Annotated in this window: 12 protein-coding genes; 9 read left to right on the forward strand and 3 right to left on the reverse strand. The window is 67.3% G+C overall.

Features of this window, described 5'->3' with window-relative positions:
- Positions 1-131: 131 nt before the first annotated feature.
- Positions 132-704 (reverse strand): Ax21 family protein, encoded by a 573-nt coding sequence (locus tag ABE423_RS09660; protein ID WP_032130335.1) that lies wholly within the window; start codon positions 702-704, stop codon positions 132-134.
- A gap of 210 nt (positions 705-914) precedes the next feature.
- Here ABE423_RS09660 and ABE423_RS09665 point away from each other — a divergent pair, with 210 nt between their 5' ends.
- Positions 915-3,317 carry a DPP IV N-terminal domain-containing protein gene (locus ABE423_RS09665; protein WP_346485873.1) on the forward strand — a complete coding sequence of 801 codons (2,403 nt, stop codon included), beginning with the start codon at positions 915-917 and terminating at the stop codon, positions 3,315-3,317.
- Positions 3,318-3,408: 91 nt separating this feature from the next.
- Complete coding sequence (locus tag ABE423_RS09670) at positions 3,409-3,768, forward strand: DUF1428 domain-containing protein (RefSeq protein WP_346485875.1); 360 nt, start codon at positions 3,409-3,411, stop codon at positions 3,766-3,768.
- Between the two features lie 15 nt (positions 3,769-3,783).
- Here ABE423_RS09670 and ABE423_RS09675 read toward each other — a convergent pair whose 3' ends face one another.
- Together ABE423_RS09675 and ABE423_RS09680 are read right to left on the reverse strand one after the other, a co-directional pair.
- On the reverse strand, positions 3,784-4,479 hold the full coding sequence (locus ABE423_RS09675) for a hypothetical protein (protein WP_253143740.1): 696 nt from the start codon (positions 4,477-4,479) through the stop codon (positions 3,784-3,786).
- Between the two features lie 107 nt (positions 4,480-4,586).
- Complete coding sequence (locus ABE423_RS09680) at positions 4,587-5,480, reverse strand: hypothetical protein (protein WP_049435203.1); 894 nt, start codon at positions 5,478-5,480, stop codon at positions 4,587-4,589.
- A gap of 491 nt (positions 5,481-5,971) precedes the next feature.
- Here ABE423_RS09680 and ABE423_RS09685 point away from each other — a divergent pair, with 491 nt between their 5' ends.
- The 7 genes from ABE423_RS09685 (at position 5,972) to ABE423_RS09715 (ending at position 12,114) form a co-directional block, all read left to right on the forward strand.
- Positions 5,972-7,405: a Do family serine endopeptidase gene (locus ABE423_RS09685; RefSeq protein ID WP_049421476.1), complete on the forward strand. Its 1,434-nt coding sequence runs from the start codon at positions 5,972-5,974 to the stop codon at positions 7,403-7,405.
- A gap of 101 nt (positions 7,406-7,506) precedes the next feature.
- A complete protein-coding gene (locus ABE423_RS09690; RefSeq protein ID WP_032128158.1) occupies positions 7,507-7,872 on the forward strand; it encodes a hypothetical protein in 366 nt (121 codons plus the stop codon).
- An 8-nt stretch (positions 7,873-7,880) separates the two neighbouring features.
- Positions 7,881-8,351 (forward strand): phage holin family protein, encoded by a 471-nt coding sequence (locus tag ABE423_RS09695; protein ID WP_049398102.1) that lies wholly within the window; start codon positions 7,881-7,883, stop codon positions 8,349-8,351.
- On the forward strand, positions 8,348-8,815 hold the full coding sequence (locus ABE423_RS09700) for a protein sip-5 (protein ID WP_071229379.1): 468 nt from the start codon (positions 8,348-8,350) through the stop codon (positions 8,813-8,815). The genes ABE423_RS09695 and ABE423_RS09700 overlap by 4 nt, the downstream gene beginning before the upstream one ends.
- Positions 8,816-8,882: 67 nt before the next feature.
- Positions 8,883-9,992 (forward strand): AI-2E family transporter, encoded by a 1,110-nt coding sequence (locus ABE423_RS09705; protein ID WP_253143741.1) that lies wholly within the window; start codon positions 8,883-8,885, stop codon positions 9,990-9,992.
- Between the two features lie 31 nt (positions 9,993-10,023).
- Positions 10,024-10,743 (forward strand): HAD-IA family hydrolase, encoded by a 720-nt coding sequence (locus ABE423_RS09710; RefSeq protein WP_346485879.1) that lies wholly within the window; start codon positions 10,024-10,026, stop codon positions 10,741-10,743.
- A 3-nt stretch (positions 10,744-10,746) separates the two neighbouring features.
- Complete coding sequence (locus tag ABE423_RS09715) at positions 10,747-12,114, forward strand: M17 family metallopeptidase (protein ID WP_346485881.1); 1,368 nt, start codon at positions 10,747-10,749, stop codon at positions 12,112-12,114.
- The last annotated feature ends 128 nt before the right edge of the window (positions 12,115-12,242 follow it).

Genomic DNA, 12,242 nt, shown 5'->3' on the forward strand with positions numbered 1-12,242 from the left:
CAATTCGTTGCAATGCCGCCCTTCCGCCGCGACACGGTCAGGTAGCGTTTGCCCAGCCGGAAACGCAACAGGCCCGGCATGGGCCGGGCCTGTCGAGGCATCTTCGGCGCGCAGGCGCGCCGAGGAAGCAATTACCAGCTGAAGCGCGGGCCGACGGTGTATTCCTTGTCGCCGTCGCGGTTCATCTTCAGCTCGCCATTCAGGCCCCAGTTCTGGTTCAGCTTGACCTGACCACCCAGGCGGCCGTACCACTGGCCTTCCGGATTGATGCCGTGCTTCTTCGAGAAATCTTCGTAGCCGACCATGCCGTAGACTTCGGCGTGGGCACCGAAGGCGGTGCGGATACCGGCTTCAGCGCTGTAGCCATTGAAGTCCAGGCCGTGCTTCTGGTCGCGCTTCTGGTAAGCAACGCGGGCAACGAAGTCGGTGGTCGGGGCGATTTCAACGTTGTAGCCGGCGCCGATCTTCCACTGGTCCAGCTTGATGTTGGTGTGGTCGATTTCCTGGCGGCTGTACTCACCGAAAGCGTGGAAGTTCGGCAGGAAGCCGTACGAACCCTTCACGCCCCAGCCGTCGGCCTTGAACGCGTCGATGTCGGTCTTGGCGTAGTCGGCTTCGGCGTAGTTGTACGACAGGTTCTCAGCAGCCGAGGCGGTGAACGGCAGGGCAGCGGCCAGGGCCAGAGCAATCAGCGAATTCTTCATGGGGGTACACCTTTACTTTCTTATGGTGTGCAGCAGCGCCAGGGCGCCATCGCATCGGGAATGTAAATTCTCCGTTATTCGCCACAACGCTCCCTGAAAACAGCGGTCTTCGCATTGCTGAATTTTTTGCCTTGATTCAGGCTGTCTCTGGCATACGCGCGCGGCGCGCGTGCATTTGTGATTCGTCGTCGATTGCAACAGGAGGTTGCCTTGTACGTTTCCGATCCGCCGCTGGTGCCTGTTCGCGCCGCGCTCCTGGCATGCGCTGCCCTGTTCCCGATCCACGCTGCGCACGCACTGCAGGCCGCTGACTACCAGCGCGCCGAACGCGTGCATGACAGTCACCTTCGCGGTGCGCTGCGCAATGCTTCGGTGCTGCCCCACTGGCTGGCCGATGGGCGCTTCTGGTACGAACGCGAAACCACGCAGGGCCGGCGCCAAGCGGTACTGGTCGATCCAGTCCAGGCCACACGCCAGATCCTGTTCGAACCCGATGCGCTGGACGCGGCGGTTGCACCTCTCGGCGCCAGCGGACCACGCCTGCGCTTGAACAACGTGCAGGTACTGGATGGAGGCCTGCGCCTGCAGTTCAACGGCGAGGCGGCGATCAGCTGTCAATGGCCACGCCTGCAGTGCGTGCGTTCGCGGGATGCAGCGCCAGCGACCGATGCACTGCCATCGCCCGGCGGTGATGCCTGGCTGCAGGTACGCGATCACAACCTGTGGCTGCACTCGCCCGGAATGGCAGCACGAGCGCTGACCAGCGGCGGTGAATCCAATCATGGCTATGGCGTGCTGCCGGACTTCACCCTGCGCGGCATTCCACGCCGCCAGGGCCGGATGCCGACGCGGCCGTTCGCGGTCGGCTGGTCACCGGATGGCCGCTACGTGGCCGGCATCCGCTACGACGAACGCGCGCTGCAGGACTACCCCTATCTGGAAAGCAGCCCGGCCAACAGCGCGCGGCCGCGCGTGCATACGGTGAAGCTGGGGCTGCTGGGTGACACCCGGCAGGTGCGCGACAGCCTGTATGTGGTCGACACCCGCAACGGCCAGCAGCATGACATCGCCTTGCCGGAAGGCTGGAACACCCTCAGCGAAGCCGGCGTACTCGGCTGGGACGGCGACCGGTTGTATGCCGTGATCGCGCACTTCGGCGCACCGCGCAGGCTGCGCCTGGTGGAGATCGATGCCAACAGCGGTGCGTTGCGCACGGTTCTGGAAGAAGCCAGCAACACCCGGCTGCAGCTCAACGTGTATTCCTACAACCGGCCAGCGGTGGCCATCCTGCCCGGCCAGGACACGGCTGTGTGGTTCTCGCAGCGCGATGGCTGGGGCCAGCTGTACCGGGTCCGCCTGTCCGACGGCAAGGTGCTGCGCCAGCTCACCCGCGGCCAATGGGCGGTGCGCGACCTGCTGGGCGTGGACGCTGCGGGTGGCTGGGCGTACTTCAGCGCCGGCGGCGTCGACGGTGGCGACCCCTACGTACGCGGCCTGTACCGTGTATCGCTGCAGGGTGGACCGGTCCAGCGCCTGGCCGCCGATGGCAACGACCATCTGGCCGATGCCGGCACCGGCGCGTTGTTCGGCGGGCGCGCCCCCCAGGCGCTGTCGCCTGGCGGTGGCTATCTGGTGGATACCGTTTCCCGTCTCGACCAGCCACCACGCACCGTGCTGCGGGCCAGCGATGACGGCCGTGAAGTGATGGTGCTGGAAACAGCGGATGACGGCGCGATCATTGCTGCCGGTTGGCGCCCCCCACGGCGCGAACGGCTGCTGGCCGCCGATGGGCGAACGCCGATCTTCGCCACCGTCTACCTGCCCCGCGACTATCGCGACGACGGCCGCTTTCCGGTGATCGACGCGATGTACGGTGGCTCCTTCGTCAGCAATGCGCCGGTGACCTACGCCGAGGCGGTGTCCGCCTTGAATCCGGTGTCACGCGCCAGCCTGGCCGAACTGGGCTTCGTGGTGGTCAGCATCGACGCGCGCGGCACCGGTGGCCGCGACAAGGCGTTCCATGACAGCAGCTTCCTGCACGGGGCAGATGTGCAGCTGGATGACCATGTGGCTGCGCTGCGCCAGCTGGGCGAACGCTACCGGGGCATCGACCTGCAGCGGGTCGGCATCTACGGGCATTCGTTCGGTGGTTACAGTGCAGCGCGCGCCCTGCTGCGCTATCCGGCGTTCTACAAGGTGGGCGTGGCCTCGGCCGGCAGCCACAATTTCCAGGGCATGTACGGCGGTGCATTGCACGGCATGGACCGGCTGTTCGGTGGCGTGCTGCCACCAACACCCCTGGCCGATGGCGTGCCGGCGCCGTTTGCCGGACTCGACAATGCAGCGTTGGCCGGCAACCTGCGTGGGCATCTGATGCTGGTCTATGGCGAACTGGACGAGAACGCGCCGCCGGCGCTGACCCTGCAGCTGGCCGCCGCCCTGAACAAGGCCCAGCGCAGCTACGACCTGCTGTACCTGGCCCGGCAGGACCACGAACTGTTCCGCAACGACGCCACCTACACGCACCGCATGTGGGACTACTTCGTGCGCCACCTGGCCGGCCAGCAGCCACCGGAGACGGTGCTGGCGCCGCTGCCCGGTGGGCCGGGCTGAACAGGCGCACACAGGATGTCGATCCACGGCGCCCTGGTTCGTCGGGTACTTGAAGGCCGTGCATGCGGCACGGTCCATCCGGAGGCAGGCAATGAGCTACATTGATGGTTTCGTCCTGGCGGTGCCCACCGCCAACAAGGAGAAGTTCCTCGCCCATGCACGCACAGGGGATCCCGTTTTCATCGAGTACGGCGCGCTGCGTGTGGTCGAGTGCTGGGGTGACGACGTACCGCACGGCAAAAACACCGACTTCTTCGGTGCGGTGAAAGCCACACCAGATGAGACGGTCGTGTTTTCCTGGATCGAATGGCCGGACAAGCCGACCCGCGACGCCGGCATGAAGAAGATGATGGAAGACCCGCGGTTTGATCCCGCGACGAATCCGATGCCGTTCGACGGCGCGCGGATGATCTACGGTGGGTTCGTGCCGATCTACGAGCTGACGCGCTGAACCGGGCGGACGTGCTCAGCGCGCGTCCGTGTCATCGCTGGCGGAGGCATGGCCGGCGCCCAGTGCGGCGCCGGCGCCGAGGCCCATGCCGCCCATTCCGGCCCCCATTCCGCCACCGCCGCCGCCACCGCCACCACCCGCACGACCGCCCTTGGCATCGCCATCGTTGCGGCCCTTGCCACCGCCACTGGCAGCGGGCCGGGTCGGGCCCTGCGGTGGAATCTGCAGGTCGGTCGGGATGGGGGCCAGATCCAGCGCTTCGCGCACGAAGTCGCGCAGCGAGACCACCAGTTCGTGGAGGTGCACCGGCCGCCCCTGTGCCAGTTCGTTGGCCGCACGCGCGGCCAGCCGCACCTGCTCGTCGGTGCCCAGCAACAGGATGTCCGACAACGCGGCCTCGACGGCATCGCGGATGCGGCGCGCGCGATCCGAGCGGGGTTCGGCGATGCCTTCGACATCTTCGCGCTGGCGCAGGTCGCGGCGATGGCTGGGATCCACGCCCAGTTCGCCAGTGAACGACCCGCCCAGGGTCTTGTAGGCCGCCATCAGCGTGCGCAGCCGTTCGTTGATCTGCCGGTTCTCGCGCTCGCGGCGCTGTTGCAGGGTCTGCATCACCAGCAGGCGGATGCCCACGCCCAGCAGGGTGATCAGGACCAGGCCGGCCAATGTGGACAGCACGCCCTGCCAGGAACTGAAGTCGATACCACGCATGCCCGGGGCTCCTGCAGGAAGAACCTGCATCTTGCCCCAGACCGTGCCCCAGAAACGCGAAAGGCCCCACCACCCGTTGGGTGGCAGGGCCTTCGGTCACGGCGCGATTACTTGCGCTTGGCGACCTTGCGCACGGCCTTCTTGGCCGGAGCCTTCTTGGCGGCGACCTTCTTCAGCGGCGCAGCCTTCTTGGCGACCGTCTTGCGGGTGGCGGCAACCTTCTTGCCCACCGCCTTCTTGGCAACGGCGGTCTTCTTGCCGACAACCTTCTTGGCAGCAGCGGTCTTCTTGCCGACGGCCTTCTTGGCGACAGCAGCCTTCTTGCCGACAACCTTCTTGGCGGCCGCGGTCTTCCTGGTGGCGACCTTCTTGGTAGCGGCAACCTTCTTGCCGACAACCTTCTTCGCAGCCACGGCCTTCTTGCCAGCGACCTTCTTGGCGGCGACGGTCTTCTTGGCCACGGCCTTCTTGGCGGTGGCGACCTTCTTGCCGACAACCTTCTTGGCGGCCGCGGTCTTCTTGGCAACGGTCTTCTTCGCGACGGCGGCCTTCTTGGTGGCAGCCTTCTTCACGGTAGCGACCTTCTTGCCAGCAGCCTTGGTGGCAGCCTTGGTGGTCTTCTTGGCAGCGGCGGCCTTCTTGGTCACAGCCTTGCCTGCAGCCGCCTTCTTCTTGGCCACTTCCTTCTTCAGGGCAGCGGCTTCGGCCTTGGCGTTCTTCTTGGCGGCTTCCAGCTTCTTCTTGGCGTTGGCAACAGTCTTGCCGACCGACTTGGCAGCCTTCTCGGCCTTCTTGGCAACGGTCTTCTCGACCTTGGCCACGGCCTTCTTGGCCTTGGCAACGCGGGTGCCGGCAGCCTTGGTGGCGCGCTTGACGGTCTTCTTGACCGACTTCACTGCGTCTTCGGCAGCGTGGGCGATGGTCTCGCCAACGTTGGTGGCGGTTTCTTTGACGTTCTCGACGGCGTCGGTCACGACCGACACACCATTACCGTTGCTCATGTTGCCCTCCTGGGGGCCTTAAGTATCAAAACGGGGCGATGCTATACCGACATTGACGATCGTGGAACGGGGCATGCGCCCGCAATCGCATCTGCTGCGACGGTAATGGTGTAGCCCAGCACCCTCTCGAGCACAGTGGGTTGACAGGAAACCCCTTTTTTTCAGTGCTGCGCCGCACGGTGCGGGTAGCGGCAGGTGCTGCCTGCGCGCACCTGCCCGAGTGCTGCGAAAGGCATGCGATATGGCGCATCGCGGCACCAGGATGCGCAGAACTGCGCAAGTATCAGCCTGTATCCACACGCGCTTCGGCAGACGTCGGCACATTGCGAAGCACGCCCGACGTTGTCGCCGCCGCCCCACATATGGCGACGCCGACCCGCGTTCCGGGCGCCCGGTTTTCATGGCGCATTTATCCAGATCGCGACACACTCATTCAGCTTGTTTTACCGTAGGGCCGAACCGCCCCCACCCACGCCAGCGAACCGACTCCCATGCGACCGCTTCCCACCCTGCTCACGCTCGCAATCGCCGCCGCCTTCGGTGGCTTCGTTGCCACCGGCATCAATGCCCACCTGGACAACCGTGCCGACGCCGCGCCGCTGCCTGCGGTACTGCCGACCACAGCGGCATTGCCGGCCTCGGTGGCCGGACAGGCGGTGCCGTCGCTGGCACCGATGCTGGAGAAGGCGATGCCGGCCGTGGTCAGCGTCAACACCAAGCAGGTGGTGCGCGTGCGCAACCCCTTCTTCAACGACCCGTTCTTCCGCCGCCTGTTCCCGGACATCCCGCAGGAACGCATCAACGAATCACTGGGCTCGGGCGTGATCATCGACGCCAAGGAGGGCCTGGTGCTGACCAACCACCACGTCATCGACAACGCCGATGACGTGCAGGTGACTCTGGCTGACGGGCGCACGGTCAAGGCCGAGTTCCTCGGTTCGGACCGCGATACCGACATCGCACTGATCCGCATCCCGGCGCAGAACCTGACCGACATCAAGCTCGGCAACAGCGACCAGCTTCGGGTCGGTGATTTCGTGGTGGCCATCGGCAACCCGTTCGGTTTCAGCCAGACGGTCACCTCCGGCATCGTCTCGGCGGTGGGCCGCAGCGGCATCCGCGGGCTGGGCTACCAGAACTTCATCCAGACCGATGCGTCGATCAACCCGGGCAACTCCGGTGGCGCACTGGTCGACCTGCAGGGCCAGCTGGTCGGCATCAATACCGCCAGCTTCAACCCGCAGGGCAGCATGGCCGGCAACATCGGCCTGGGCCTGGCGATCCCCTCCAACCTGGCGCGCAGCGTGGTCGACCAGCTGGTCAAGCACGGCGTAGTGGTGCGCGGCACGCTGGGCGTGGAGAGCCAGAACCTGACCGCGCAGATCGCGCAGGGCCTGGGCCTGGGTGAAACCCGTGGCGCACTGATCACCCGCGTGCTGGCCGGTTCGGCCGCTGCGACCGCCGGACTGAAGCCGGGGGACGTGGTGGTTTCGGCCAACGGCCAGCGCGTGGACAGCGCAGAAGCCCTGCACAACGTGGAAGGCCTGGCGGCGGTCGGCAGCACGCTGACGCTGGACGTGCGCCGCGAGGGCAAGCCGCTGCAGATCAAGGCAACCTTGAAGGAACAGGCGCGCGCGGTCACCGGCGAGAGCCTGGACCCGCGCCTGACCGGGGCCACCTTCGTCGACCTGCCCGAGTCGCTGCGCCAGTCCGGTGTCGGTGGCGTGCTGGTCAGCGAGGTCAAGCGCGGCAGCCGCGCGGCCACCAACGGCCTGCAGCAGGGCGACATCATCACCGATGCCACCGTGGGCGAATTCGCCGACCTGGCCAGCTGGCGCGCCAACTTCCAGCAGCGCCCGCCGACCCTGGTGATACGCGTGCTGCGCAACAATGGCCAGCAGCAGGGCCAGCTCGTGATGCGCTGATCGCCCTGCCGTAACACCCCCTATACCCCGGCAATGCTATTGCTGTCAGTCCAGGTCGGCACCGCCGACTCCCGTTCCCCCATCGCAACAGGAGTGATTCGATGAGCCCCACCAATACCGAGAACCTGAAGGAACACCTGGGTGAAGCCGGTTCCCACCTGAAGCAGGCCGCGTCGGCCGCCGGCGGTGCGATCAAGGGTGCAACCGGCGCAGCCGGCGACGAACTGCGCATCGGCAAGGCCAACGTCAAGGCTGAACTGTCCGACAGCGCGCTGTCCGGCCTGGCCGCCGCCGAGTTTGGTGGTGCAGCCGCCAAGGAACAGGTCGACGCACTGATGGACAAGGGCAAGGACCTGATCGACAGCGCCGCTGAGCTGATCCGTGAACGTCCGCTGGCCTCGTTCGGTGTCGCCTTCGCTGCCGGCTGGATCATCGCCAAGCTGGCCCGCGGCAGCAGCGACAAGTAAGCCGCGGCGTGAGCGAAGACAACGCGCAAGCGCCTGATCCGGCGGCTACCCCGCCGCTGGATGAGAGCATCCGCCAGGTCGGCGCGGCCGGTCGTGCCGCTGCCGATTCTGCCAAGCACACGCTGCGCTCGCTGCGCCGGTTGGCCTCGGCCGACTTCGCGCTGGCGCGTAGTGCATTCGGTCGCGCGCTGGCCTGGGCCGGCGTGGCGATCGTGTTCGGTGCCTCGGCCTGGCTGCTGATGGCCGCCACCCTCATCGCCCTGCTGCAGAGCTGGGGCCTGAGCTGGCTGCAGGCGCTGCTGATCACCTCGCTGCTGAGCCTGGCCGTCACCGGTTATGCGATCTGGCGGGTGTCCTACTTCTTCCACCACACTGGCATGCACGCTACCCGGCGCCAGCTGTCACGCCTGGGCCTGTTCGACGAACCCAGCGAAGACGATCCCGATGCCGAAGTGCAGCTGCCCGAGGGCAAGCCATGAAGTTCGGCGCGCTGCAACGGCGTGTGAAACGCTGCGAACAGGTGGTGACCGTGCGCCTGGGCGAAACCCAGGACCACTGGTCCACGCTCAGCGACGTCTGGCGAAAGGGCTGGTCGCCGCTGCGCATCGTGGTGGTCGGCCTGGCCGGTGGCTTCATCGCCGGCAAGCTGGAAGTGCCGGGCAAGGTCAACGGTGCCCGCTGGCTGCAGATGGTGGGTTCGGTCTCGAACCTGTTCGCCAGTGCACAGGCGGCATTCGCCACGGCGATGGCGGCGCAGGCCGCAGCCACTGCCGACGACGCGGCTGAGGAAGCCGACGAAGCCAGCGAACAGGCACAGGCGGCGGCCTCCGCTGCCGAGCCACGGCCGGCACCGGCTCCACGTTCCGTGCCGGAGCCAGAACCGGAACCGGACCTGCGCGGACCGCGTCCGGCCGAAGCGGCTACCGAGCTGTCCGAACGTTGATCCATGGAATCCGCCGCGCCGATCGCGGCCGGCGGATAATGCGCTCCCCTTCCCGGTTGGTGCGTCGATGAGCGAGTCCCTCCTGTCCCCGTCACCGGCCGGCCCCGAACAGCCCGACGCCCCGTTGCCGCCACCGTCGCGTCCGCGCGGACCGATGTCGCTGGTGGTGCTGGCGACCCTGGCGGTGGGCTACACACTGTGGGCGGCACAGGACATCATCCTGCCGGTGCTGCTGGCGATGTTCTTCGCACTGGTCGGCAATCCGATCCTGCGCCTGCTGCAGAAGCTGTGGATTCCGCGTGCGCTGGGCGCTCTGCTGATCCTCGGCGCGGGCCTGGGCGTGACCGGTTCGCTGGCGGTGCAGTTGATCGGCCCGGCAATGGAATGGGCACAGGAAGCACCGCAGCAGCTGCGCAAGATCGCCCGCCAGGTGCAGGACCTGACCAAGCCGGTGCAGCAGGCCAACCAGGCCGCGGAGAACTTCGCCCGCGTCGCCGGCGGTGACAGCAACCGCAAGGTGCAGGTGATCCGCACCCAGCTGGACGACCCCTACCGCATGCTGACCCGCGCGCCACGGCTGGCCGCCTCGGTGCTGGCGGTGGTGCTGCTGACCCTGTTCTTCATGATCTACGGGCAGAGCCTGCAACGCGCGGCGATCGCCCTGTTCCCGAACCGTCAGCAGCAGCGCTTCACCAGTGACATCCTGCGTTCGATCGAGCGCGAGGTGTCGCGCTATGTGCTGACCATCAGCGTGATCAACACCCTGGTCGGGCTGGTGTTCGCCGGCGTACTGATGCTGCTCGGCATCGGCCTGCAGGAAGCGTTGCTGTGGGGCACGGTGGCCGCACTGCTGAATTTCGCTCCGTATGTGGGTCCGTTGATCGGCGTGGCGCTGATGCTGCTGATGGGCTTCGTGGAATTCCGCGACCCGCTGCAGGCCCTGCTGCCAGCCGCCGCCTACCTGGGCCTGCACACCCTGGAAGGGCAGATGGTGACCCCGATCGTGCTGGGCCGTCGCATGAAACTGTCGCCACTGGTGCTGATCCTGGCGCTGATGGTGTTCGGCTGGGCCTGGGGCATGATCGGCCTGCTGCTGGCGGTGCCGCTGCTGGTCTGCATCAAGCTGGTGCTGGCGCGGCTGGACGGGATGCAGGGCTGGGCGCGTCTGCTGGAATGAAAGCCCGCGCGGGCAGGGGTAGAATGGCGGGGTGAATTTCCCCGTCCAAGCCATCACCCTCGACCTTGACGACACGCTGTGGCCGTTCGCTCCGATCGGCGCCCGCATCGACCTGGTCCTGCACGCGTGGATGCGTGAGCACAGCCCCGCCACGGCCGAGATGTATCCGGTGGCGGCGATGCGCGAACTGCGCGAGCGCCTGTACCACGCCCATCCGCACCTCCATCACGACCTGAGCGCACTGCGCCGGCTGACCCTGCACGAAGCGCTGCACACCAGTGGTGCCAGCCTGGATCTGCTGGAGCCGGCGTATGACGTGTTCTTCGCCGCGCGCAACCAGGTCGAGTGCTACCCCGATGCGATCGACGCACTGGCGCGGATTGCCGCGCGGGTGCCGGTGGCGGCGCTGAGCAACGGCAATGCCGATCTGGAGCGGATCGGCCTGGCCCATCATTTCGCCTTCCAGCTGGGCGCGCGCGAACACGGCGCAGCGAAGCCGGAGGCGAGCATCTTCCACGCCGCCTGCACCCGCCTGGGTGTTGCGCCGGCACAGGTACTGCACGTCGGCGACCACGCCGAAATGGACGTGGCCGGGGCGATCGCCGCCGGCCTGCGCGGCTGCTGGATCAACCGCGAAGCAGCCACCTGGCCCCATCCACAGCTGCAGCCGGACCTGCAGTTCGACACCCTCACCGGCCTGGCCGACTGGTTGGATGCCAACCTCGACGCTGCCGCACCCCGGAGTACCTGACGCATGAGCGAGATCACTGGTTTCACTGCCGACACCGCCGCAGCACTGCCGCTGTACGTGCTGGACCGCGAGCAGTTCGCGTCCTGGAAGGACGGCCAGCCGGCCGCCACCCAGGCATGGCTGGCGTCGCAGGGCTTCACCGCCGGTGCCTTCACCACGGCGTTGCTGCCCGGCGCCGATGGCCTGGCCGGTGCGGTGATCGGCGTGGGTGATCGTGGCGATGCCTACAGCTACTCGCATGCTCCGCATGCCCTGCCGGAAGGCAGCGTGTGGCAGCTGGCCAGCGAACTGCCGGCCGCCGAACAGGCGCTGCTGCAGCTGGGCTGGGGCCTGGGCAGCTACCGCTTCGATCACTACCGCAAGCGCCACCGTGCACCGGCACGCCTGGTGGCTGAGCCGACCGGCGAAGTGGCCGACCTGATCGCCGCCAGCCTGCGCGTGCGCGACTGGGTCAACACCCCGACCGAAGACATGGGTCCGCAGCAGTTGGAAGACGCCGCGCGCGCGCTGGCCGATGCGCACGGTGCGCAGGTCGAGGCGATCACCGGCGATGAACTGCTGAAGCAGAACTTCCCGGCCATCCATGCCGTCGGCCGCGCCTCGCACCGCGCTCCGCGCCTGGTCGTGCTGCGCTGGGGCAAGGACACCGATCCGGCACTGGTGCTGGTCGGCAAGGGCGTGTGCTTCGATACCGGCGGCCTGGACATCAAACCGGCCGACGGCATGCGCAACATGAAGAAGGACATGGGCGGTGCCGCGCATGCACTGGCCCTGGCCGGCCTGGTGATGGCGCGCGGCCTGCCGGTGCGCCTGACCCTGCTGGTGCCGGCGGTGGAAAACGCGATCGGCCCCGATGCCTTCCGCCCGGGCGAAGTGATCGCCACCCGCAAGGGCCTGAGCGTGGAGATCGACAACACCGACGCCGAAGGCCGCGTGATCCTGTGCGATGCGCTGACCTTCGCCAGCGAGCAGAAACCGGACCTGGTGCTGGACTTCGCCACCCTCACCGGCGCCGCGCGCATCGCGCTGGGCCCGGACCTGCCGGCGCTCTTCAGCAACGACGACAGCGTGGCCCAGCAGTGGCTGCAGGCCGGCGACGCGACCCGCGACCCGGTCTGGCGCATGCCGCTGTGGCGCCCCTACCTGCGTTACCTGAGCAGCGGCATCGCCGACCTGGCCAACGCCGGTTCGCGCATGGCCGGCTCGGTCACCGCCGCGCTGTACCTGGAACGCTTCCTGGAAGACGGCCAGCGCTGGGCGCATCTGGACGTGTACGCCTGGAACGACGGCGAACGCCCGGGCCGGCCGGCTGGCGGTGAAGCACTGGCGCTGCGCTCGGCGTGGGCGATGCTGAAGCAGCGCTACAGCTGATCGGGTGGGTGCCGACCTTGGTCGGCACGCCGTCCCCGGCAAACTTGACGAAAAATTGAATACCGGGCCTGGAAGGGTTCTGCGAGGATGTGTGGGTCGACCACCCACACGCTCCGTGAAGGCAGGAC

This window comes from Stenotrophomonas sp. TWI1409, from assembly GCF_039673015.1.
Taxonomy (GTDB): Bacteria; Pseudomonadota; Gammaproteobacteria; order Xanthomonadales; family Xanthomonadaceae; genus Stenotrophomonas; species Stenotrophomonas maltophilia_A.

Coding starts and splice junctions, on each gene's coding strand:
- ABE423_RS09660 (WP_032130335.1), bottom strand. CDS start 704: ATGAAGAATTCGCTGATTGCTCTGGCCCTGGCCGCTGCCCTGCCGTTC.
- ABE423_RS09670 (WP_346485875.1), top strand. CDS start 3,409: ATGAGCTACATTGATGGTTTCGTCCTGGCGGTGCCCACCGCCAACAAG.
- ABE423_RS09675 (WP_253143740.1), bottom strand. CDS start 4,479: ATGCGTGGTATCGACTTCAGTTCCTGGCAGGGCGTGCTGTCCACATTG.
- ABE423_RS09680 (WP_049435203.1), bottom strand. CDS start 5,480: ATGAGCAACGGTAATGGTGTGTCGGTCGTGACCGACGCCGTCGAGAAC.
- ABE423_RS09685 (WP_049421476.1), top strand. CDS start 5,972: ATGCGACCGCTTCCCACCCTGCTCACGCTCGCAATCGCCGCCGCCTTC.
- ABE423_RS09690 (WP_032128158.1), top strand. CDS start 7,507: ATGAGCCCCACCAATACCGAGAACCTGAAGGAACACCTGGGTGAAGCC.
- ABE423_RS09700 (WP_071229379.1), top strand. CDS start 8,348: ATGAAGTTCGGCGCGCTGCAACGGCGTGTGAAACGCTGCGAACAGGTG.
- ABE423_RS09705 (WP_253143741.1), top strand. CDS start 8,883: ATGAGCGAGTCCCTCCTGTCCCCGTCACCGGCCGGCCCCGAACAGCCC.
- ABE423_RS09715 (WP_346485881.1), top strand. CDS start 10,747: ATGAGCGAGATCACTGGTTTCACTGCCGACACCGCCGCAGCACTGCCG.